22 protein-coding genes are annotated in these 23,903 nt (G+C 40.1%); 14 read left to right on the top strand and 8 right to left on the bottom strand.

The genetic code is table 11. From position 1 onward, the window contains the following. Positions 1 to 292: 292 nt before the first annotated feature. The 11 genes from P2W71_RS14570 to lhgO all read left to right on the top strand — a co-directional run bounded on the left by P2W71_RS14570 (position 293) and on the right by lhgO (position 11,786). Positions 293 to 1,579, top strand: a complete 1,287-nt coding sequence (locus P2W71_RS14570; RefSeq protein ID WP_276371999.1) for a class I SAM-dependent methyltransferase — start codon at positions 293 to 295, stop codon at positions 1,577 to 1,579. Positions 1,580 to 1,643: 64 nt separating this feature from the next. Further along, the gene (locus tag P2W71_RS14565) at positions 1,644 to 2,447 is read left to right on the top strand and encodes a sugar phosphate nucleotidyltransferase (RefSeq protein ID WP_276371998.1); all 804 of its coding nucleotides are present in this window, start codon (positions 1,644 to 1,646) and stop codon (positions 2,445 to 2,447) included. A gap of 2 nt (positions 2,448 to 2,449) precedes the next feature. After that, complete coding sequence (locus P2W71_RS14560; RefSeq protein WP_276371997.1) at positions 2,450 to 3,097, top strand: PIG-L deacetylase family protein; 648 nt, start codon at positions 2,450 to 2,452, stop codon at positions 3,095 to 3,097. A gap of 29 nt (positions 3,098 to 3,126) precedes the next feature. Then, positions 3,127 to 4,425: a DUF4910 domain-containing protein gene (locus tag P2W71_RS14555; protein ID WP_276371996.1), complete on the top strand. Its 1,299-nt coding sequence runs from the start codon at positions 3,127 to 3,129 to the stop codon at positions 4,423 to 4,425. A 13-nt stretch (positions 4,426 to 4,438) separates the two neighbouring features. Then, the gene (locus tag P2W71_RS14550) at positions 4,439 to 5,626 is read left to right on the top strand and encodes a glycosyltransferase family 4 protein (RefSeq protein WP_276371995.1); all 1,188 of its coding nucleotides are present in this window, start codon (positions 4,439 to 4,441) and stop codon (positions 5,624 to 5,626) included. 9 nt (positions 5,627 to 5,635) lie between these two features. Beyond that, positions 5,636 to 6,538 carry a glycosyltransferase family A protein gene (locus P2W71_RS14545; RefSeq protein WP_276371994.1) on the top strand — a complete coding sequence of 301 codons (903 nt, stop codon included), beginning with the start codon at positions 5,636 to 5,638 and terminating at the stop codon, positions 6,536 to 6,538. 155 nt (positions 6,539 to 6,693) lie between these two features. Continuing rightward, entirely contained in the window at positions 6,694 to 7,470 is a 777-nt protein-coding gene (rfbF, locus tag P2W71_RS14540) for a glucose-1-phosphate cytidylyltransferase (protein ID WP_276371993.1), read from the top strand. A 43-nt stretch (positions 7,471 to 7,513) separates the two neighbouring features. Then, a complete protein-coding gene (locus P2W71_RS14535; RefSeq protein WP_276371992.1) occupies positions 7,514 to 8,557 on the top strand; it encodes an SDR family oxidoreductase in 1,044 nt (347 codons plus the stop codon). 37 nt (positions 8,558 to 8,594) lie between these two features. Then, complete coding sequence (gene rfbC / locus P2W71_RS14530; RefSeq protein WP_276371991.1) at positions 8,595 to 9,143, top strand: dTDP-4-dehydrorhamnose 3,5-epimerase; 549 nt, start codon at positions 8,595 to 8,597, stop codon at positions 9,141 to 9,143. 25 nt (positions 9,144 to 9,168) lie between these two features. Then, positions 9,169 to 10,470, top strand: a complete 1,302-nt coding sequence (locus P2W71_RS14525) for an SAF domain-containing protein (RefSeq protein ID WP_276371990.1) — start codon at positions 9,169 to 9,171, stop codon at positions 10,468 to 10,470. A 119-nt stretch (positions 10,471 to 10,589) separates the two neighbouring features. Next, positions 10,590 to 11,786, top strand: a complete 1,197-nt coding sequence (lhgO, locus tag P2W71_RS14520; RefSeq protein ID WP_276371989.1) for an L-2-hydroxyglutarate oxidase — start codon at positions 10,590 to 10,592, stop codon at positions 11,784 to 11,786. 281 nt (positions 11,787 to 12,067) lie between these two features. On the opposite strand, the gene P2W71_RS14515 is transcribed toward lhgO, so the two are convergent. The 5 genes from P2W71_RS14515 to P2W71_RS14495 form a co-directional block, all read right to left on the bottom strand. Continuing rightward, the gene (locus tag P2W71_RS14515) at positions 12,068 to 12,898 is read right to left on the bottom strand and encodes a WecB/TagA/CpsF family glycosyltransferase (RefSeq protein ID WP_276371988.1); all 831 of its coding nucleotides are present in this window, start codon (positions 12,896 to 12,898) and stop codon (positions 12,068 to 12,070) included. 49 nt (positions 12,899 to 12,947) lie between these two features. Then, positions 12,948 to 14,336 (bottom strand): undecaprenyl-phosphate glucose phosphotransferase, encoded by a 1,389-nt coding sequence (locus tag P2W71_RS14510; RefSeq protein WP_276371987.1) that lies wholly within the window; start codon positions 14,334 to 14,336, stop codon positions 12,948 to 12,950. 312 nt (positions 14,337 to 14,648) lie between these two features. Next, positions 14,649 to 15,737: a response regulator gene (locus P2W71_RS14505; protein WP_276371986.1), complete on the bottom strand. Its 1,089-nt coding sequence runs from the start codon at positions 15,735 to 15,737 to the stop codon at positions 14,649 to 14,651. A 29-nt stretch (positions 15,738 to 15,766) separates the two neighbouring features. Continuing rightward, positions 15,767 to 17,284, bottom strand: coding sequence for a HAMP domain-containing sensor histidine kinase (locus P2W71_RS14500; protein ID WP_276371985.1), 1,518 nt, complete (start codon positions 17,282 to 17,284; stop codon positions 15,767 to 15,769). A gap of 457 nt (positions 17,285 to 17,741) precedes the next feature. Next, entirely contained in the window at positions 17,742 to 18,503 is a 762-nt protein-coding gene (locus P2W71_RS14495; RefSeq protein ID WP_276371984.1) for a Ku protein, read from the bottom strand. 128 nt (positions 18,504 to 18,631) lie between these two features. Between P2W71_RS14495 and P2W71_RS14490 the strand changes: the two genes are divergently transcribed. After that, positions 18,632 to 19,492 (top strand): alpha/beta hydrolase-fold protein, encoded by an 861-nt coding sequence (locus P2W71_RS14490; RefSeq protein WP_276371983.1) that lies wholly within the window; start codon positions 18,632 to 18,634, stop codon positions 19,490 to 19,492. A gap of 66 nt (positions 19,493 to 19,558) precedes the next feature. Here P2W71_RS14490 and P2W71_RS14485 read toward each other — a convergent pair whose 3' ends face one another. Further along, the gene (locus tag P2W71_RS14485) at positions 19,559 to 19,999 is read right to left on the bottom strand and encodes a peptidylprolyl isomerase (protein ID WP_276371982.1); all 441 of its coding nucleotides are present in this window, start codon (positions 19,997 to 19,999) and stop codon (positions 19,559 to 19,561) included. A gap of 115 nt (positions 20,000 to 20,114) precedes the next feature. Here P2W71_RS14485 and P2W71_RS14480 point away from each other — a divergent pair, with 115 nt between their 5' ends. Beyond that, entirely contained in the window at positions 20,115 to 20,357 is a 243-nt protein-coding gene (locus tag P2W71_RS14480) for a hypothetical protein (RefSeq protein ID WP_276371981.1), read from the top strand. Between the two features lie 136 nt (positions 20,358 to 20,493). Continuing rightward, positions 20,494 to 21,933 carry a M48 family metalloprotease gene (locus P2W71_RS14475; RefSeq protein WP_276371980.1) on the top strand — a complete coding sequence of 480 codons (1,440 nt, stop codon included), beginning with the start codon at positions 20,494 to 20,496 and terminating at the stop codon, positions 21,931 to 21,933. Between the two features lie 9 nt (positions 21,934 to 21,942). Here P2W71_RS14475 and P2W71_RS14470 read toward each other — a convergent pair whose 3' ends face one another. Both P2W71_RS14470 and P2W71_RS14465 read right to left on the bottom strand, forming a co-directional pair. Then, a complete protein-coding gene (locus P2W71_RS14470; protein WP_276371979.1) occupies positions 21,943 to 22,287 on the bottom strand; it encodes a P-II family nitrogen regulator in 345 nt (114 codons plus the stop codon). Between the two features lie 46 nt (positions 22,288 to 22,333). Next, complete coding sequence (locus P2W71_RS14465; protein ID WP_276371978.1) at positions 22,334 to 23,659, bottom strand: ammonium transporter; 1,326 nt, start codon at positions 23,657 to 23,659, stop codon at positions 22,334 to 22,336. Positions 23,660 to 23,903: the final 244 nt, after the last annotated feature.

Genomic DNA, 23,903 nt, shown 5'->3' with positions numbered 1-23,903 from the left:
CGGACTTTGTTTATGGGATGTGGTTTGATACACACCTCTTTCTCCAGTTAAAAAAACCTAATCTATATTCTAAGTAATTACTTATCAGATAGTTGAAATACATTCCTTTTGGCTTTTAAGTTAATGATTAGAATCACGTGAGTAATAGATTTTCATCATTCATTCGATGCTTCAAGATAAATATGTTTGTGAGGTCAAACACGATAAAAGTTAGTTATAAAAGATAAAATAATTAAGCCGAGAAGGTTACCTAAGTAGTTTTTTAACCATTCCTAATAGATTTTTTAAGCATATGGGAAACTTACAGACAGCGGGCAAGTGTAGATTTTGCCAAACACCATTACAACACACTTTCGTAGATTTAGGCATGTCTCCTTTGTGTCAGGATCATGTTAAACCAGAGGAGCTAAATAGGATGGAGGCATTCTATCCGCTTCACGCATATGTATGTGAAAATTGTTTCCTGGTTCAACTAGAGGAATTTGTCGCTCCTTCTGCAATTTTTAACGACTACGCATATTTCTCGTCATATTCTGATTCGTGGTTGCAACATGCGAAGCGGTACACGGAGCAGGTAGTAGGGAAATTCCAAATCAACCAACAAAGTCTTGTTGCTGAAATTGCCAGCAACGATGGTTATTTATTGCAATATTTCGTCGAAAAAGGAATACCTGTTTTAGGGATAGAGCCGGCCGCCAACGTTGCAGAATATGCCATTACTAAAAAAGGCATTCGGACAGAAACAAAATTTTTTGGATGTAGTACAGCCACCACGTTATTCGAAAAGTATGGTAACGCCGATCTGCTTATAGGGAATAATGTATTAGCACACGTTCCTGACATAAACGATTTTGTTTCGGGTATGAAGATATTCTTAAATTCCAAAGGTCTGATAACAATGGAATTCCCACATCTTCTTCGACTGGTTGAGCGCAATCAGTTTGATACGATCTATCACGAACACTTTTCGTACTTGTCGTTTATGTCTGTGGACAGAATCTTTCAATATCATGGACTTCAAATATTTGATGTTGAAGAATTGCCTACTCACGGCGGATCCCTCAGGATTTATGCAAAACACATCGAAGATGATTCCAAACTCATTTCTTTTAGGGTGAAGGAACTCTTAAAAAGAGAAGATGAGGCGGGCCTATCTAACTTAAGTTATTATAAAGCCTTTGAAGAAAAAGTGAGAAGCACTAAGCGGAAGATTCTTGATTTCTTAATTCGTGCTAAAAACGATGGAAAAAAAATCGCGGGCTATGGAGCCCCAGGTAAGGGAAATACACTTCTGAATTATTGCGGTATACGAACAGATTTCATTGATTACACAGTAGATAGAAATCCGCATAAGCAAGGTAATTTTTTGCCAGGCACGTTAATTCCGATTTACGAACCTAACAAAATAAGAGAGACCAAGCCTGATTATGTATTTATACTTCCCTGGAATTTGAAGGAAGAAATTATGGACTCAATGTCTTTTATTCAAGAATGGGGCGGAAAATTTGTTGTTCCTATTCCCGAAATAAAAGTCTATGACCCGCTTTGGTTGATTCACAGATTTAAAAAAGCTTCATAGAGAATACATTGTATAGCTAAGCAACCCCCAATTTTTTTTAGTTATAACCTTAAATTTTTATCGCATGAAAGTCGTATTATTTTGCGGGGGTCAGGGTATGAGGCTGCGGGAGTATTCAGACAAAATTCCTAAGCCAATGGTTCCAATCGGATACCGGCCAATTCTTTGGTACATCATGAAATATTACGCTCATTACGGGCACAAGGATTTCATTTTGTGCTTGGGCCATCAGGCGGATGAAATTAAAAATTACTTTATTAACTACAGCGAGTACGTCTCCAATGACTTTGTATTCACCAAAGGTGGGGCAAAACTTGATTTGCTCAACAAGGACATTGACGATTGGAAAATTACCTTCGCAGATACTGGAGTTACTGCCAATATTGGTGAGCGATTAAAGGCTGTAGAAAAATATTTAGAAGGAGAAGATGTTTTCTTGGCTAATTATTCTGACGGCCTGACTGATCTGCCACTTCCCCAAATGATAGAGCGCTTTAAGCAACTTGATAAAATAGGGATGCTCATGTCATCAAAGCCGTCACGAACGTTCCACGTCGCTTCTATGGACCGAGATAATAACGTGCAAGAGCTTTGTTCGCTCAACAAGCTATTCGGTGTTTGGATCAATGCTGGGTATTTTATTTTCAAGAAAGAAATTTTTGACTATATCAAGCCAGGGGAAGATCTCGCAGAAGAACCGATGCAAAGGCTGATTGCCAAGAAACAACTTGCTGCTTATCCATATTCCGGCTCATTTTTTACAATGGACACTTTTAAGGAAAAACAGATGTTAGATGACATGTATGCCAGAGGAGATGCACCTTGGGAAGTGTGGAAGAGTAGTAGTTCACAAAAACGTGTTGCTTAATCATGCTTTCTGTTGACTTTGGGAATAGTAAAAAGTTAAATCTGTTACTGCTGGGAGCGCATTGCGATGATATAGAGATTGGATGTGGAGGTACGTTGCTGAGATTGGTGGAAGAGAACAAAATAGAACACGTAAAATGGGTTGTCTTTGCCTCCACAGCGGAACGAAAAAAAGAAGCAATAGACTGTGCTGAGTTTTTTCTACGTGGCGTCGAATCAAAAGAGATTGTAGTGTTGAACTTTGAAGACACTATACTCAACGAAAGTAAATCTGAGATTAAGAATGTACTCGTTTCAATTAAGAACAACTTTTCTCCTGATTTAATTTTCACGCATCACCGCCATGACCTCCATCAAGATCATAAATTGTTGAGCGAACTGACATGGAATATTTTTCGGAACCATCTTGTCCTTGAATATGAAATCCCCAAATATGACGGTGATCTGGGCCACCCTAATTTTTTTATTACTTTGGAAGAACGATACGTCACAAAAAAGATTAAAGCGTTGTTGAATTATTATGTTTCTCAAAAACAAAAACATTGGTTTGACAATGAAACGTTCGTGTCGCTTTTAAGAGTAAGAGGGTTGGAGATAGCTTCCCCAACAAGATATGCCGAAGCATTCCATGTGAAGAAAGTAAGTTTTTAAAAGCGATGTTATTTACAGTAAGAAATTCAATGCAAAAATCCGCAAATACCCTGGGGGTTGGTAATGAAATGTATTCTTTGATAGAAGATATGTTTCCAATTTGCAGAAGTATTACCGGTGACGGAGTAAGAAAAACACTGGAGATTATTAATAAAATCATTCCGCTTCAAGTGCATGAGGTCCCGTCAGGCACGAAAGTGTTCGATTGGGAAATTCCCAAGGAGTGGAGCATCAGGGAGGCATACATTAAAAACTCAAAAGGAGAGAAGATAGTAGACTTTTCTAATTCGAATCTTCATGTATTGAACTATAGCGCCCCTATTCACGCAAAAGTTTCCTTGGAAGAACTTAAGTCCCATTTATTTTATCTTCCAGAACATCCTGAATGGATTCCTTATCGGACCTCCTACTATAAGGAAGATTGGGGTTTTTGTATCAGCTATAATCAATTTCTGGATTTGACAGATGATATCTATGAAGTTTTTATAGATTCTAGTCTTCAACCCGGATCGCTTACGTATGGCGAGTACTATATTCCGGGAGCAACAACTGACGAGGTTTTGATATCGACGCACATTTGCCATCCTTCATTGGCAAATGATAACCTTTCGGGCATTAGTGTGGCGGCTTTCCTGGCACACCATTTATCCCAGTTAAACCTACGGTATTCATATCGCTTTGTTTTTATACCGGGAACAATAGGCGCAATTGCGTGGCTCTCCATTAATGAAAATAAAGTATCCAGGATTAAGCATGGTCTCGTGCTGTCGCTTCTGGGTGATAGTGGTAAATTTACCTACAAAAAATCAAGGCAAGATTCTGCAGAAATAGACCGTGTAACTACACACGTGTTGAAATCAATGAACAATGAGAACCGAATAATTGATTTCATACCTTATGGTTATGATGAGAGACAATATTGTTCGCCCGGTTTTAATTTACCCGTTGGGTGTTTATCGCGAACCACGTACGGCCAGTATCCAGAATACCATACTTCCGCAGATAATCTGGATTTAATAGAACCATTTTGCTTAGAAGAATCTTTAAGCGTCACAAAGGAGATTGTTTTGAAACTCGAGAATAGCAAGAAGTTCGTTAACTTGAACCCAAAGTGCGAGCCTCAACTTGGCAAAAGGGGGCTGTATAACTTACGCGGTGGAAATAACGATCATAAAGAATTTCAAATGGCATTGCTATGGGTGCTCAGCTTTTCAGATGGTAAACATACTTTGCTGGACATTCAAACACGCAGCAAATTGAATTTGCAGTTAATTGAAGAAGCCGCCGAGCGGTTATTAGAAGTGGGGTTAATCGCGGAGATTATTTAATGCCTTCGCGATTATGAAAATATTAATGATCCATAATAAATATCAATTCCAGGGCGGAGAAGACTCGGTATTTCAGATTGAATCTGATATGTTATCAAAACATGGTCACAAGGTTGAACAATTGATATTTGACAACAAAGAAATTAAAGGAGCTTTTGAAAAATTTTTATTGGTGTTGAGAGGGATTTATAATTCACAAAGTGCCAAAGAACTAGAGAAAGTGATTGCGCGTTTTTCGCCGGATATAATTCATGTGCATAATTTTTTTCCACTCGCGTCGCCTTCAATTTTTTACGTAGCCAAGAGAAAGCATATCCCAGTCGTTGTAACCCTTCATAATTTTAGGCTAATATGTCCAACAGCAGTATTGTATTTCCATGGGAAAATATATGAAAAAAACATACATAGTATTATACCCTGGGATGGCATTTTAAAGGGAGTATATCGGAACTCAAGACTTCAAACGGCTGGCCTGGCCGTTATTACAACATTTCACAATCTTATTGGAACATGGAGAAACAAGGTTAATAAGTTTATTGTCCTTACTGAATTTGCTCAAAAGAAATTTAAGGATTCTATCCTGCGCGTTTCGGAAGATCAGTTTGCTGTAAAACCTAATTTCGTAGAGGACAATGGGTACGCTCAAAAAGCGAGGGAAGATTTTTTTCTAATTGTTGGCAGGCTATCAGAGGAGAAAGGAATTCTTACCATTCTGGAATCCCTTAACCTTGGTACTTTCAAACTGGTGATTATTGGCGATGGACCTTTAAAGGACCAAGTTCAAAGCGCTATACGCGCGAAACCCAACGTCACGTATTTGGGATTTCAGCAAAAACCAGTAATTATGGATTATTTAAAGCGATGCAGAGCCTTGCTGTTCCCTTCTGTTTGTTATGAAGGGTTCTCAATGACGCTTTTAGAAGCGTTTTCTGCTGGTACACCAGTAATTGCTTCAAAGTTGGGTTCCATGGCAGAGATTGTTCAGGATCATGAAAATGGGTTACATTTCGAACCGGGAAATCCGCAAGATATGGTCGACAAAATAAATTTGATAAACGAGGACCCTGATCTTGCCCAAAAACTCTCACAAAATGCACGAAAAACTTACATGGATTTATATACGCCTGAAAAGAACTATACGATTTTACTCGATATTTACACCCAGTTGCTGCTGCGTAAAAACCCAGCGGTTAAACAGTAGAAATTGAATATGATTAATAAAAATGAATACCCGTTGGTCAGCATCGGTATTCCTACTTATAACAGAAATTACGGAATTAAAAGAACACTGGACTCTATCTGGGAACAACAGTATCCTAATATAGAAGTCATTATTTCAGATAATTGTTCTACAGACAACACCCAGGAAGTAATTCAATCCTTTTGCGAAAATCATCCACAAATCAGTTATTATCGACAAAAGTCAAATATCGGGATGATTCCAAACTTCATGTTTACCTTGAGAAAAGCCCAGGGAAAGTATTTTATGTGGGTTGCCGATGACGACAAGCTAGAACCAGGAATCATAGAAAAATACGTGGAATTTTTGGAGAGTCATCCGGATTATTCACTTGTCTCTGGTGAAATTAAATATTGGTATGCTAACAAGGATACACATTTTTATGAACGAGGTTTTACTTTTGAGCAAGGCTCATCATGGATCCGAGCAGCAGGTTATTACTTTAAAGTGGTGCACGGAGGAATGATTCATGGAATGATGAAGAGATCCTTAACTGAAAATATAACACTAAGAAACGTCATTGGAAACGACTATCACTTTATCGCTAACCTCGCATACTTAGGTAAAATAAAGAATTTTGATTTTGTTGGATATAACAAAAACTTTGGAGGAACCTCTAGATCCTTTAAACAATACGCTAAGGCTATGGGTGATTCCGAATTCGCAGGAAATTTTCCTCATCTTAAGATGGCATGCGACGCGTTTTTGGAAGTGATGCAGAACTCAAAGATATTTCTGGCTATGCCTGCAGTACCCAAACTGACGTTAGCCGTTTCGTCGTTTACAGGTATTTTCTTGGGCTATTATGCAAAAATTTTTCCTTTAACCATTGGTGGTAAAATTAAAAGATTAATTAAAAGACCTTTTAATTGAAAAAATGTGCTACCGAAAACCATTGTTATACCACATGAATGATTTCAATCCAGCAAAGGCATGATGCGAATCATTGGTTGTGGTATTCAGATGTTATTTGTTTGCAGTAAATATTGTTCGTGCATAAAAAGCGTTTGTTTAACTTAAACTAAAGTATGAAAGCAGTAATTTTTGCTGGTGGATTCGGTACCAGAATTAGTGAAGAGAGTGGCGTCCGGCCTAAGCCAATGGTTGAAATTGGTCACAAACCTATCCTTTGGCATATCCTGAAAATCTATTCACACTATGGAATCAATGATTTCATCATATGTTGTGGTTATAAATCTTACGTTATCAAAGAGTATTTCTCAAATTACTTTCTTCATACTGCTGATGTTACTTTCGATATGAAATACAACAAGATGGCAGTTCACAATGCTTTTTCTGAACCTTGGAAAGTAACACTGGTGGATACGGGTGAAGATACAATGACAGGCGGACGTCTTAAGCGTGTAAAAGATTTTATAGGTAACGAGACATTCTGCTTGACGTACGGTGACGGTGTATGTGATATTGATATTTCAAAACTAATTGCCTTCCATAAAAGTCAAGGGACAAAAGCTACATTAACAGCTGTACAACAACCAGGTCGATTTGGTGCTTTCACATTGGGAAGTGAAGACGTTAAAGTTTCAAATTTTCAAGAAAAGCCTCTAACTGGCGAGTCACCGTGGATTAATGGAGGATTTTTTGTGTGCGAGCCTTCAGTTATAGATCTAATAAAAGACGATACTACCACTTGGGAGCGTGAGCCGTTGGAAGCGTTAGCATCTTCGGGAAATCTAGCCGCTTTCAAGCATTCTGGATTCTGGCATCCAATGGACACACTCCGCGATAAACATTATCTCGAAGAACTTTGGAAGTCGGGAAAAGCTCCCTGGAAAAAATGGTAGTCCACCACAACTAAATCTTTTAACCCTTTTATAAATTTTTGCTATGAAGATCATCATTTTTGGAAACATGGGTTACGTTGGCCCAGGTGTTATTGAACGACTTAGAGAAACTTACCCTACTGGAACTTTAATTGGCTATGATACCGGCTTCTTTGCAAGTTGTCTTACCAATGTTGATTATTTACCTGAAAGAAAACTTGACCACCAATATTTCGGAGATATACGTAACGTCCCTGACAGTGTACTTGAAGGGGCAGATGTTGTTGTAAATTTAGCTGCAATCTCGAATGACCCGATGGGTACGAAGTTCGAAGAAGTCACCCTGGACGTTAACCATAAATCGGGCATTAAGCTTGCAAAAAAAGCCAAAGAATTAGGCGTAAAATCTTTCGTGTTTGCTTCGAGCTGCAGCATGTATGGAGCAGCAAGTGACGGTGCTAAAACAGAAGATTCTACACTCAACCCTTTGACGGCATATGCGCGTTCCAAGGTGTTTACCGAGCAGGACTTAAGACCGTTAGCGGATAAAAACTTTACGGTTACCTGCTTACGATTTGCTACGGCATGTGGAATGAGCCCTCGTTTGAGATTGGACCTTGTGTTGAATGATTTTGTTGCCTGTGCACTTGCATCAAAGCACATTACCATACTAAGCGACGGAACGCCGTGGAGGCCATTAATAAATGTTAAAGACATGGCGATTGCTATCGATTGGGCTATTGGCAGATCGGCATCACTTGGTGAGTTTTTAGCCGTGAATACTGGAAGCGAGGCATGGAACTATCAAGTTAAAGATTTAGCTGAAGCCGTTGCCTCCGTTATCCCCGGTGTTAAAGTTTCTATTAATACTGACGCTCCTCCAGATAAAAGATCTTATCGCGTAAACTTTGATTTATATAAAAAGATAGCGCCAAATCATCAACCTAAGTTCGATCTGATCACAACCATTAAAGATCTTAAGAAAGGTCTAGAGGAAATGAAATTCGGCGATGCTGATTTCAGAGATTCGAAACTGATGAGACTTAAAGTGCTTACATCTTTGCAAAGTTCATCTCAATTGAACAGCGATTTGAAGTGGCAGAAATAATTTAAAAAAATATCAAACAAAAAAAGCGGAGGGTAAATTGATCTTTACTGAAACTAAATTAAAGGGAGCTTTCATCATTGATGTTAAACGGCTCGAAGATGAACGCGGATTTTTTGGACGCGCTTGGTGTAAAAAGGAATTTCAGGAACACGGCTTAAATCCAAACGCCGTGCAAGCGAACGTATCTTATAACAAAGTTAAAGGTACGATTCGGGGAATGCATTATCAGGTAGCACCTTATATGGAAAGTAAAACCATACGATGCACATCGGGTGCGATATACGACGTTATTATTGACATCAGGCCTGATTCACCTACTTTTAAACAATGGATAGGGGTAGAATTAACAGAAGAAAGTTTTAGAATGCTTTATGTCCCCGAGGGATTTGCACATGGATTTATCACGCTTAAGGACCATACTTCCGTGCATTATATGGTAACAGAATATTATACGCCAGGAGCAGAAGCAGGAATAAAATTTGATGATCCGGCTTTTAATATTCAGTGGCCCATTAAGGCCGATGTTGTGTCGGATAAAGATAAAAGCCATCCATTGTTTGATGAAAAACTATTTAAATTAAAATAAAAGCCCAACTTAAAAATTTCACGCTATGATTATTGTAGATACCGCGCTCGCCAAACGCCATGAAGAAAAAAATCCGATAAGGGTAGGCCTGGTTGGCGCAGGATTTATGGGAAGAGGAATTGTATTGCAAATAGCAAACTCCGTTCCCGGCATGGAGCTGGTAGCCATTTATAATCGGAGTGTTGAAGGATCCAAGCGGGCTTATCGAGAAGCTGGTATTAACGATTTTCAAATTGTTAACACACAAGCTGAATTGGAAGACCGAATAGCAAAAGGAAAGTACTCCATCACTGAAGACCCTTTTCTGCTGTGCAAAGCCGAGAACATTGACGTTTTGGTTGAAGTTACAGGCGCGGTTGAATTTAGCTCCAGGGTAGTATATGAAGCGATCAAAAATAAAAAGCATGTCGTCATCATGGACGCTGAGCTCGATGGAACAGTAGGCGCGATTCTAAAGGTCCATGCGGATAAGGCAGGCGTTGTAATTACGAACGCCGATGGTGATCAACCTGGGGTTCAAATGAATTTGTTCCGATTTGTAAAAGGCATAGGTGTGAAGCCGGTGTTATGCGGAAACATCAAAGGGCTGCAGGATCCTTATAGAAATCCGACCACACAAGAGGGATTCGCAAAAAAGTGGGGACAGAACCCCGCAATGGTTACTTCATTTGCAGACGGCACCAAGATTTCTTTCGAGCAAGCTATCGTAGCTAATGCAACTGGAATGACAATCGGACAGCGCGGTATGTTTGGGCCTACTGTGCCCACAGGCACTCCGTTAAAGGAAATCATGAGTAAATACCCGTTGGATGTTTTAACCTCAGGTCCAGGCATTGTGGATTATTGCGTTGGCGCCGAACCAGGTCCTGGTGTCTATGTTCTTGGTACACATGACCATCCGTTACAAAAACATTATTTAAACTTGTACAAGTTAGGCGAGGGGCCTTTATACCTGTTCTATACACCATACCACCTTTGTCATTTTGAGGTTCCGATGACGTGCGCAAGGGCCGTACTTTTTAACGATGCAGCGATTACGCCGCTTGGTGCACCATTGGTAGAAGTTGTAACAACTGCTAAAATAGATCTTAAAGCAGGGCAAAAACTCGATGGCATTGGATTCTATATGACCTATGGACAATGCGAAACGGCGGAGATCACCGGAGAACAGCGTCTGTTACCAATGGGGCTTTCAGAAGGATGTGTATTGAAACGTGATATCGCTAAAGACCAGGTATTGACTTATGACGATGTTATTCTCCCAGAAGGAAGATTCAGCGACAAGCTAAGGCAAGAGCAAAATGAGTACTTTAAAGTAACTGCCTGAAGAAATCAAACCAAGTAAACGTATTTTTGCTTAAGTATCTGAAGGTTGATGTGCAATTTTCAGATACTTTGCACTTTTTATAATCATTTTAATCGCTAGTTTCACACAAAAAAATTTCTGTGCAATACGATGTTATCATTGTAGGCGGTGGTGCTGTAGGACTCGCCACGGCCTTGCAACTTAAAACCCAAAATCCAAAGTTAAAGGTTGTAGTTATTGAGAAGGAACCGGTGGTAGCGAACCATCAAACTGGGAATAACAGCAATGTAATACATTCGGGTATCTACTATAAACCAGGTAGCCTCAAGGCGAAAAATTGCATCCATGGGTATAATTTGCTCATTGATTTTTGTCAGAAGAATGGCGTGCCTTTTAACCTCTGCGGCAAAGTTATCGTGGCCACAGATGAGAAAGAACTTCCACTCTTAAAAACGATTTTCGATCGTGGACAGCAAAATGGGCTACCAAACTTAAAGATGCTTAATGCAGAGCAGCTAAAGGAATATGAGCCTCACGTTGCTGGAATAGCTGGGATACATGTGCCTCAAACTGGCATCGTCGACTATCGGGTTGTTGCTGAAAAATATGCTGAGGTGTTGCAACAGCAAGGCGGAGAATTAAAATTGGGTGAAAAAGTAAATGATATTAAGTTGGGGGGTAGTGAAGTCAGTGTTGTTACTCAGAAATCTACCTATACAGGAAAGTTGATTGTAAATTGTGCTGGGCTTTATTCAGACAAGATTGCCAAACTTACTTCTCCCAACGTGGATGTAAAAATTATTCCCTTCAGGGGTGAGTATTATAAATTGCGAAAGGAAAAGGAATATTTAGTCAAGACATTAATTTATCCTGTTCCCGATCCTAACTTCCCATTCTTAGGAGTTCACTTTACGACTATGGTCGGAGGGGGGGTAGAATGTGGCCCCAACGCCGTCCTTGCTTTTGCTAGGGAAGGCTACAAGAAATCAGACGTAAACATCTCTGAGTTGAGTGAAACGTTAATGTGGCCCGGTTTCCGAAAAATAGTTTCAAAATACTGGCGCACGGGCTTGGGTGAGATGCACCGATCTTACTCCAAAGCAGCATTTACAAAAGCTCTTCAAAAGCTTATGCCTGAAATCCGAGAAGAGGATTTAATTGTTGGTGGCGCAGGGGTGAGAGCACAGGCATGCGATCGAACTGGCGGACTCCTTGATGACTTTTTAATAGTGGAAGACAAGCAAGTGATCAATGTGTGCAACGCACCGTCGCCGGCAGCTACCTCTTCTCTTGCCATTGGACAAACCGTGGCCGATTGGGCAAAAAAGAGGTTGTAGAGCAAAGGAGATTGTAAAAATTCCGTTTGTTTGAACTAAAGATTTCCCCTAAGAGACAATCTTGTATTTGCTAAGCTATTTGCGAATCAAAGGCAATTGGGGTGTGATGAATCGAGTCTTTAAGACCCAGTGGTCTTGCTTGCTTGGTTCTATTGCTCTATTGCATTGAATCAGTGACCAGGGGTCTGGCCAAAGATAAATATACCTACAAATCAATCACGACTTATCTTTTACAGATTGCATCGCTTTTCGCTGCGAAGCATTCACAAGGATACCGTCGCTTAATGAAATTTGTTGGCGGTTCTAGCAGTTACACTTCCCATTCTAGAATGGATAAAGTATTTGAAGGTGAGAAGCAGGAAGTAAGTATTGGTATAGAAGTATCTCTTCCAAAGCCTTCCTGGTTCAAGGTATAGGCGGTAAGCCCACTCTAAGGAGAATCTTTGCATCCATGCTGGTGAGCGTTTCGCGGTTTCGGCATACACATGAAAAGCCTGTCCAAGTCCTAGCATGCATCCATGAATTTTACCCTTATGTTCGGCCATCCAGCGTTCTTGCTTAGGACATCCCAACGCAACAAATATTAAGTCCGCCTTAGATTCGTTGATACGATTAATGATTCCGGCTTTCTCGTCGCTTGAAAGCTTTCTGAAAGGGGGCGAATACAAGCCACAAATATTAAGCGCTGGGAATTCACGACTGGCTTTTGCAGCGATTTTCGCCAGAACATCATCCGTTGTTCCGTAGAAGAAAACAGATTTTCCTCTCGCAGCTGCTTCTCTTAGCAGATCAGGAAAAACATCCATGCCGCATACCCGTTCCTGGTTAATATTCTTCAGGTACTTTAGAAAAATAGATAACGGTTGTCCATCCGGAGCGACGATATCAGCATTTTTTACTACTGAGTTGAAATCGTTGTCCTCGTACGCTTCTATCGTCATGTGGACATTTGCAAAACACACGTATGACGAGGGTTTGCTTTCAGCGAGATAAAAGATCTCATTAATAAACCTTTTATAGGATCCTATTGATATAGGGAACGTAAAAATATTTTCTTTCACCATTTCTCGTGGAGGCGTTTGTAAAACACTATTTAAGAAAGCTCGTTCCAACCAAGATATTTAGAAAGCTCAAATCGAAACGAGTAAGCCAATGGCTTTGTTAATAAGCACTCTTCTCACCGTTTACCATATTCCATACTGTCAAAAATATGATCTTGATATCTAAAGAAAGGCTCCAATTTTCCATGTAATTCACATCATACTCAACGCGTTTTTCCATCAGGCCAACTTCCTTTGTCTCTCCACGGAAACCATTTACCTGTGCGTACCCGGTTATACCTGGCGTCACAAAATGTCTCACCTTGTATTTTTGGATAGTTTTTGAATATTGTTCCTGTTGCGCACTGATGTGTGGCCTAGGACCTACAACCGACATGTTACCCATAAGCACATTAACAAACTGAGGTACTTCATCCAAATTCGATTTTCTCAAAAAGCGACCAACCTTTGTAACTCTTGGATCGTCTTTGGTTGCCTGCCGCTCGGAGTTATTATTAACATACATTGTTCTGAATTTATAGCATTCAAACAGTTTGTTCTTTTTGCCTTGGCGTAATTGCTTGAAAATAATCGGCCCAGGGGAATCCAACTTAATGGCTATTGCAATGATCGGAACGATAATGGGGAAGATAAGCAGGATTACCAGGCTAGAAAACACGATATCAAAACCTCTCTTCAACCAAGCGTTTAACGTCACGCCTAGAGGCTCTCTCCTGGTTGTCAATACCGGGATTGAATCCAACATGAATACGTTGTACTTGTCTGTTACTGCTTCACCCAGATCTGGAGTAATTCTTAAGTAGATAAAGTTATCATCAGCAAATTTTGAGATTTCCTTTAATAACTCATCATTTCCAGGAGGCAAAGCGAAGTAGATTTCATCGATGTTTTCTTTTAAACAGAAAGCAGTTACATCTTTGATTTTACCTTTTACCAATTCTTTGTGAACCAAAAGTGGATCTGGATTATCATCAAAAAATCCTTTGAAATTGTATTTCGAAAAATCGTGTGATTCAAAGAAATTATAAAGAGCTCTCCCTGAGCGGGTAGCCCCAATGATGATTACTTGGCGTTGATCGAATCCGGAGAACTCGAAGTACTTCCACGTAAGTTTATAAACTACTCTAGAACCGATGAAGAATGCCGCAGTCAGCAAATAAACAAAAGGTAAAAATTGAACATTAAGCTGATAGGATTTCGTCGTGTATAAAATAATACTTAGTAAGCAAAAATGTGCTAGTAGCGTTCCAAATAAGCTAATGCTTATGCTTCTGATTAAGCTAAATTTATTAATACGATAAATCTCATTTAGAAAGCCCGCGATTACCCAGACAAGGCTAAAGATTACAAAAAATGAAGTTTCTTGATTGGTGGGTATTCCAGACGTGAACCCTAATTTCTTGGTTAGTGAAAACGCTAAAGAGATGAGATAAAAATCTAGGATAAATACCATCATCTTGATCAGGCGCGAATAATATTTATCTTCCATAAAAAATGATTTTAAAGCCAAACATGATGTAAAAATATACGGTGCAATACTCGTTTTGGATGACCAAAATCATCGGTTCGCAAAATCTTTCTCATCTGATTGCGAAGCTCCGTGAGCGGAACCTCAATGATTAATTAACAATTTGAAAACCAGAATGTTGGACAAGGGTAAAACGGCTTTCAAAACCTCGTTGGACGAGTTAATACCTGAAAAAAGGTTGAATATATTTTAATCTGCAATGCAGAATAAGCTTTTAAAATTTTCACAATCGATTTCTAACCCTGCAGTGTAACAAACAGTGAACGGAAATTGCTACCGCATTTTCGAAATTTTGTTGGCAAAAACCATTACCAAATGCTCAAGCTTTGCCTTTTCTTTGATCTTAATGCCCTCATCTGAAATTTCAATGAGACCTTCATCTTTAAAGTCAGCAAGGGTTCGGTTTAGAGATTCGGTAGCCGTACCGATCATATTGGAAATATCTTTTCTTGCAATGGTGATAATTTCCTTTTTGTTCGGGACATTATGCTGATTGTATATTTTAAGCAAAGCACCTGCAACGCGTTGACGAACTGATTGATAGGCCAAATCCAAGAGACGGTTTTCAGCCTCCATCAGGTTATTCGACAGCATCTTGATAAATTTCCTTGCAATGTCTTTGCTGGAATAAATTACCGTAAGAAAATCCTGTTTAGGGATAATGGAGATTTCTGCTTCTTCCAACACTTCTGCACTTTCGTTGTGTTGTTTTTCTTCAAGCAGGGGAACATAGCCCAGGAAATCCCCAGCGGAATGAATACCGGTAATTAGTTCTTTTCCATCGTAATTCGCCTTATAGGTTTTCACTTCCCCACTTATGATGAAATAAAGATCGGAGGGAGTCTGACCTTCCATGAAAACAAATTCCTTTTTCTTGAATATGCGCGCAGGCCTGTTTTCGGAAAGCTTTTGAAATTCCTTTAGTTCTCTTGCCTTATTGAAAAATGTATTAACATCGTAAAGGTCATTCTTCACGTTGGCTTTAAGTGATTCATTTTTCTTTAGCCTTATTTCAACAACCTTCAATAGGTCATGACCTTCAAATGGCTTGGTGATGTAGTCATCGGCCCCTAAGTTCATGCCCATCCGCAAGTCGTTTTTATCAGCCTTCGCAGTTAAGAAAATGAAAGGGATATGAGCGGTTTCCGGGTCGTTATTAAGGATGTGCAATACCCCATATCCATCCAGTTCGGGCATCATCACATCGCATAATATGAGATCAGGATGCTTTTGTTGTGCAATTTCGACCCCTATTTTGCCATTTGGGGCACTTAAAACGTTGTAATGAGCAAGCTTCAATATACTACAGATGTTCTCAGCCATCTCCTGATTGTCTTCAATCAACAATACGGTATATTTCATAAAATTTGATAGTCATTCAGGATGCTATATTAAGCTTGTTTTTCTAAAACATTTATATTCATTACAGGAATAATGGCAATAAAAGTGGTGCCTTTGTTAAGCTGGCTAGTAAATTCGATGGTGCCTTTTAAAAGGCGTATGTATTTCTTGGCAATATTCAGTCCCAATCCGGTTCCTTCAACGTTATTGGCGTTCTGTCCGCGGTAGAAACGTTTAAAAATTTGATGCTGTTCATTTTCGGGGATACCGATACCCTGGTCGGTCACACGAATCTTTAAGGTGTCTTTTTTGAGTTCAGCTGATAGCTGTATCTCAGCGTCATGAGGGGAGTATTCAATGGCATTTGAAAGCAAATTTGTCAGGATATTTTTGAGCAGGAACTTGTCCGTCATCACAGTGCAGTCTATTCCATCATGCGTAAAATGAATTTTCTGCTTTACCTTTTTTATGGATCCAATCTCCTGTAGAAACTCATCAAAGAAAGCTTTGACGTTAGTCTCTGTATAGGTAACCTTTAGCTTGCCTTCTTCCAATTTACCAAGTGATAGATAATCGTTAAGCAAGGCTGTAAGATTATGGACGGATCTTTTTATTTTGTCAAAGAAAGCTGTCTTTTCCAATTCATAATCCGCATCAGTATAATTTTCAAGAAGAAAGACTGAGGAAAGGATGGTGCTTAGCGGCGTTCGGAATTTATGGGAAGCCATTGTCACAAATTGTGATTTCAAAGCGTTGAGTTCCTTTTCTCTTTCCAGTGCTTTGATCAGATTATTCTCCAGATTTTTCTGATCTGTAATATTTCTAATAACTACCAGGACCTCGTTGATAACCCTATTGGTGTCTGGGATAGGTACCGCATTCAGCGTATAGGATTTATTATTAATTTTTATTTCCATGGACACTTGCTCGCCTTTGAAGGCATTTTGAAGTTCTGGTATACCGGCTAAGTTGAGCGCAGTATTTTCGCTTTTCTTACTATTTCTTGCCAATCCCAATTCTTTTATTTCACCACCATCTGCCAATATAAACTTCATGTCGGTATTGAGCACGCAAATAACGCCATCGGGAAAATTATGAGCCATCGCCTCTTGCAACGTTTTCCGTTTGACCAATTCTTTTTCGATTAGTCTTTTTTCATCAACTTGCCGCAGTAGATTCCCAGAAACTGATTCTAATTTTTTTAATGCATCATCCTTTTGAATTGTAAGTGATTGGATCAACTCACGCTTCACCATTTGATCTTTATCGTATTTTTTAAATCTGGAATTTGCATACACTGCTAACCATGGAAGCGACAGGGAAAGTAGAGGATTGATTAGACTATTAAAATCTGAGCTGTTATGTGTTATAAAATGTCCAGTTAGTATCGCTATCGTGGAAATGACTCCGAGATAAATAACATGCCGAAATGCCCCCGTGTATCTTAAAAGATAAAGTGCAACTATTAAATAAGATATGTTTCCTAAATGGCCGAAATATTCCAAAAAGAAAATTCCCAACACCAATATTAACCCTACGCCGAGCCTATCAAAACGATTTACCTGCATAATCTATTAAAAATGTTCCTTAACAGACTCATTTTATTCCCTTAACAATTAATTTCCAGCGAAGGTAGGGCATTTCGTTTTATCAATTAAATGACCCTCGTCATCAAATTCAGAGATATCTAAAAAGGTAATACACCGGGGTAAAAAAACAAAAGCGGGATTACCCCGCTTTCGGACCAAATAGTTTAGTGCCTTTTAAAACAGTTATTCTATTGGGTCTTTCTTAATCAGGGATACCTCCTTGATCAAACCCAGTTTTTGTTTCTGATTCCAGATGATTAGTTTTTTATCTGTTACGATAATTATCTCTACCCATCCTGACCTGACCGGACATGCCTCCCTAATCAAGACGATGAAAAGGTACAGCGACGGTTAACCTGGGGTCATGACTGCAATCATCATAGATCAAGATTTTTATCGAAAGGGTATAATTCTTCTATCTACGCGTTATTTATTGCTATGATGCCTTCTTCAAGCTGGCTTTTAGTTGGCTCATAAGATCCTTCGTTTTACGGTGAGTGACTTTCAACGGTTGATGCTTGATTTCTTTACCCTTTGCCTTTTCCTTAATAAGTTTTAATAATTCAGCAGTATAAGTGTCTTTAAACTTTTTGATATCAAAAGGTTTGGTAAGTTGGTCGATAAGACTCAGTGCCATTTTCATTTCGGTTGCCTTCGTTTTGCCAGCGGGCAAGCTCAATTCGCCGGGGTCGCGTACCTCCTCTGCAAATCTCAGGCGATTTAAAACGATGGCGTTTTTATAAGGGCGTAGAATGCAGAGATGTTCTTTATTTCTAAGGACAAAACTTCCGAGTCCTGCCTTCCCACTTTTTTTAAGAGCTTCCCGTAAAAGGGCATAAGCTTTCGTACCCGATTTCTCTGGCTCGAGAAAATAAGGCGTTTCAAAATAAATGCTGTCGATTTCTTCCTCCATTATGAATTCATCTATCTCGATGAACTTGCTTTTCTTTGGGCTTGCCTGTTCAAAATCCTTATCATTTAGGATAACATATTCACCCTTATATTTATAAGCTTTAACAATGTTATTCCAACTAATTTCCTTTCCTGTTTCTTCGTTTACTCTTTTGAATTTAATGTGCGCGTGATCTTTCTTGTCTAACATGTCAAGGTCGAGATCACTTTGCTGCGCAGCACTATATAATTTCACCGGAATGTTTACCAAGCCAAATCCGATTGCTCCTGTCCAAATTGCTCGCATAGAAGTTTTTTCATACGGCGTAGAAAAATAATGCCAATCTTATCATCTGTCGAGAGCAAGCTCATCAAATTAAACTGCCGCTTGCTCACCTCCATGTTATTTATCATTTTCGTCTAAACCATCAGCTAATGAAAACAAAACTCATGCTTTCGCTCCTGTTCTTCCTGCCATTCCTGGTGCTTGCGCAGAGTGGAAAAGTATTCGATAACCTCTCGTTGCCAAGTAAAATATTAAAAGGAAATAGAAAATATGCTGTATACCTACCGCCTGATTATGAAATATCACAGCGTAGCTACCCCGTCCTTTATTTATTGCATGGAGGAGGAGACGACCAGACGGGGTGGGTTCAGTTTGGTGAGGTATTAACGATCGCTGACCGGGAAATATTGGCTGGCCGAGCAACACCAATGATCATTGTTATGCCTGATGCTAACACTGGCACAAGAGGATATTTTAATGATTTGAAAGGTGAGTGGCGTTACGAAGATTTTTTCTTTGAAGAATTCATGCCCTTTGTTGAAAAAACTTATCGGATAAAGGGTGACAAACGGTTTCGTGCAGTCGCCGGACTTTCCATGGGTGGAGGAGGATCTTTTATGTATGCATTACACCATCCGGAGTTATTTTCATCTGCATGTCCGTTGAGTGCTTCTACAGGTCCGATTTCACTTGAGTCTGCAAAGGCATGGCTGGAACAACGAAACGTAAAAGGCACCGACGAGCAGATTGAGGCGTATTATAAGAAGCACAGTGCATTGGCGCTGGTGGAGGCAATGCCTGATGAGCAGAAAAAATCCGTACGCTGGTATATTGACTGTGGCGATGATGACTTCCTCTATGAAGGTAATTCTCTGGTTCATATTGCAATGCGGAAAAAAGAAATCCCACACGAATTTAGAATTAACAATGGAGGTCACACCTGGACTTATTGGCGAAACGCACTGCCTACAGTGCTGGGTTTTGTATCAGAAGGTTTCCACCAATATTAATGGATGATTCTTGTAACAAGCCAATGGTCTTAGACTTTGACTTGTTACAAAAACTTGATTCTTTAATTAATTCTCATCAAGAATAACCACTTTTTCCATTACGTCGCCTTGCCGGATGGAATCGATAATTTCCACACCTTCATAAACTTTTCCGAACACAGTATGGTTTCGATCCAGATGTTTTGTGGTATCGCGCGTGTGGCAAATGAAAAATTGAGACCCGCCCGTGTTTCTTCCTGCATGTGCCATTGAAATTACGCCACGGTCATGATACTGGTTCTTTCCTGTTAATTCACAATCGATGTGATAACCCGGGCCACCATTACCTATTCCATTTGGACATCCTCCCTGGACCATGAAATTTGGAATTACCCGATGAAAAGTTAGTCCATCATAAAAACCTTTTTCTGCCAGACTAATAAAATTTTTCACTGTGTTTGGCGCGTCTTCTTCAAAAAATTTAATTTTCATAACGCCTTTCTTGGTGTGGATTTCTGCTTTCTTCATTGCTTTGGTTTAAAATGCTAATTTAGAACAGATATTTATTTTAACACGTTCCTTAATGAACGATTGAATCATAAATGCGAGTTTTGCTTTGAATACTTGCCCAAGCCATAAGAAAATGTATGCATCCGAATCTCTTGCGGAAGAAGCTTTGGTGGCTGCCTGGGTAACTTTTGAATATTCATCTGGCAGTGGCCCCATAGGCGTGTACCGCTGTGAAGATTGTGGAAATTATCATTTAACCTCCAAAGGAACTATCAGCAAGAAGTTGCAAGAACATCTTGCCGGCGGAAACATAAAAAAAATGAAGGAGGCGAACGATTGGATTGAAAAAATCAAGCGAAGGAATAAACATTGGTAAGAATATTATTCTACACATTCGCGTGGAAGTTCTTCCTCACAATTTATGGCGAAATACTAGGGTGAACGAAAATAAATAGCTACGTCGTTGGCTTGATTTTATTTCTCCACTTGTGCCTCTCTTATAAAGGCAACACATGAAAAAAATCTTGCAGACACTGATAATTCTCGCCGCGTTTTTATTACTTGATTCATGCGCAAAAAATCCCGTGACCGGAAAACGAGATCTCATGCTTTTGTCTGAAAGTCAGGAAATTGCCATGGGTCAGCAATCCGACCCCGATATCATTAAATTTTTCGGTCTTTACGATGATAAAAATCTTCAAAAGTTTATCGAAGAAAAGGGGCAGCAAATGGCCGCTATATCACACCGTAAGGATTTGAAATATGAATTTAAAATTGTCGATTCGCCGGTTGTAAACGCATTCGCGGTTCCGGGTGGCTATGTCTATTTTACGAGAGGCATCATGGCCCATTTTAACAATGAAGCAGAATTTGCAGGCGTATTGGGGCATGAAATCGGTCATATTACCGCCCGGCATTCTGCAAAACAATACAGTAACGCCATGCTTGCTCAAATAGGGTTGGTAGCCGGAATGGCGCTCGCTCCTGAATTTGCGCAGTTCGCGGACTTGGCACAAAACGGGATTGGTCTTTTGTTTTTAAAATTTGGAAGAGATGCCGAGAGCCAGTCCGATAAGTTAGGAGTGGAGTATAGTACGAAAATAAATTATGATGCGCACGAAATGGCTGGCTTCTTTCAAACTTTAGATCGGTTGCAATCGCAGTCCGGAGGTGAGGAAGTTCCAACATTTCTTTCAACACATCCTGATCCTGCCGACCGGGAAAACAAAGTGGCGAAGCTTGCAGATGATTGGAAAAGGAAGACAAAATCCACAACACTTAAGGTCAATCGTGAAAGTTATTTAAAAATGATTGACGGAATTATCTATGGTGAAGACCCTAAACAAGGCTTCGTCGAAAATAACATATTTTATCATCCAGGTCTGAAATTTCAGTTCCCTATTCCACAACAGTGGTCTATCCAAAACACTCCAGAACAAGTACAACTAGCCTCCAAGGATGGCAAGGCAATGATGCTTTTTACATTTGCTCCAGGGCAATCGTTAGAGGCGGCTGCAGAGGCGTTGTTAAAAAATTATCAGCTTACTTTAGTTGAATCTCAAAAAAATAACGTGAACGGATTGCCGGTGATTGCTATGGTTGCTGACCAGACTTCGCAGGAACAGCAAAGCCTGCGAACGTTAATTTATGTAATTGAACACGGAAAAAATATTTATGCCATGATTGGTGTTACTTCGATTCCCTTGTTCAATTCATTCGCACCAACATTTAAAGCATCAATGCAGAATTTTAATACTTTGAGCGATCCTTCGAAGATCAATAAACAGCCGGAGCGTATTCGGATTAAAACAATAAAGCAAAATGCATCATTGTCAGAAGCCTTACGAAGTTTGGGTACTAATGAAAAACGACTGGAGGAGGTGGCTATCTTGAACGGTATGCAATTAACGGACCGGGTGGATAAAGGAATGCTGATTAAAGTGATCGACTGAGAGAAGATCCTATATTGCTTCTTGTCCTCGTTCTCCGGTTCTCAAGCGAATGCACTCCTCAAGATTTGTAATAAAGATTTTACCGCTTCCAATCAAACCATCATCATTTGCTTTAGTAGCGTTGATAATAGCGTTGCATGTTGCGTCAACAAATTCGTCGTTAACAGCAATCTCCAGACGAGAGTTCGGGACCAAATTTGGCACAACAATTTGCCCGCGGTAGATTTCCTCTGTTTTGCTTCGGCCATGACCGGCCACATGACTCACTGTAATTCTGGTTATGCCCGCTTCGATCAGTGCTTCACGGACCTGGTCTAATTGATTTTCGCGAATTATTGCTATAATGAGTTTCATGGATTTGTTCGTTTGTAGGAATAATGAAATGAATATAGGATTAAGCTTAGCTAGGATTAATCATGCCGTACCCTCTTTCCCCATGATAGTAGTTGTCAAGCCCTTTCATTTCGGCCTCGCTGTTAGCTCTTATTTTGGTAAATCTGTTCAATATGGCTAAAATCACTAAAGTACCAAATGCCGAGTATGCAACGGCCATCAACACAGCGAGTGCTTGGATGCCGAGCTGCTGAAATGCTGTCCAGGAGCCGCCCGCAATTGACGCCGCATCAGCCATCCAACTATCGCGGATAAAAAACGATAGGAAAATTGCCCCAACTATACCACCCACACCATGTATTCCAAAGGCATCCAATGTATCATCGTAGCCCAATTTGTTTTTCAGAATAATAGCCAGGTAACAAATTACCGTCGCGAGTGCCCCCAACGCCAAAGCTCCAGCAGGTTGTACAACACCAGCAGCCGGTGTTATTGCTACGAGGCCAGCCAATATACCACTGACAAAACCCAATGCCGTTGCTTTCCCCTGATGTACACCTTCAATGATGACCCAGGCAATTGCACCAGCAGCCGCAGCAATTTGGGTTGCTGTGAGTGCTTGAGCAGCGCTTAATCCGCTGGAGATACTGCTTCCAGCGTTGAATCCAAACCATCCTACCCAAAGCAGTCCCGCGCCGATCAGTGTCATCACTAAATTGCTCGGGCGCATTGGCAAATGAGGAAACGATTTTCTCGGGCCTAAATAAATTGCCGCCACCAAGCCGCTCACACCCGCCGATATATGTACAACTGTTCCACCGGCAAAGTCAATTGCCCCCTTTGGTCCCAGATTAAATAAGAACCCATCGGGCGCCCAGACCCAATGACATAATGGGTTATAGACTAACAATCCCCACAAAGCAATAAAAAAACAATAAGCTTTGTAAGAAACTCGTTCGGCAAAAGCACCAGCTATAAGCGCGGGTGTAATAATTGCAAATTTTGCCTGGAACATTGAAAACACGTATTCGGGAATACCTGCTTCCAAAATCACATCGTCAATGCCCTGCAATAGGAAGTAGTCCCAGTTCCATCCAAACCATCCACCCAAAATATTAGGTCCAAATGCCATAGCATAACCACAAATCACCCAAAGAACAGTCATAATGCCCATCGCCGTAAAGCTGTGCATCATTGTACCAAGTACGTTCTTAGTCCTCACCAACCCTCCATAAAACATTGCCAGACCGGGAATCATAAGCAAAACCAGTGCGGTAGATGTTAGCATCCATGCTGCGGCGCCCGAGTCAATTGCAGGGGTGTCAGCAGCAAATACGCCAGAGGGAATGGTCATCATTAATAAAAGGAGGGCAGGTCGTAGAACTGTTTTCATTGGGCGTTGTAGATTCCGTTATGTATAGCTGATGTTTTATAAATGTGCGATCCGGAAATACATGCTCGTTCTTCACCCTTCCATCCTTTCAGGAACATGATTTTTTATGGCTTCCAAATTATGACGCGAAATTAACAGACGATAATTATTTCGCAAGGAGGGGTCAAAATTAATCTGAAACGAACGGATGTTAATTAGTTTTCTTTAAAAGCGGGTAAAAGTAACCCCGAGATAGTAAAAATCA

Origin of the sequence: Chryseolinea sp. H1M3-3, from assembly GCF_029360725.1 — a bacterium.
Taxonomy (GTDB): Bacteria; Bacteroidota; Bacteroidia; order Cytophagales; family Cyclobacteriaceae; genus Chryseolinea.
Note: the sequence above shows the minus strand (reverse complement) of the source record. Positions and strands in the feature narration are given on the sequence as shown.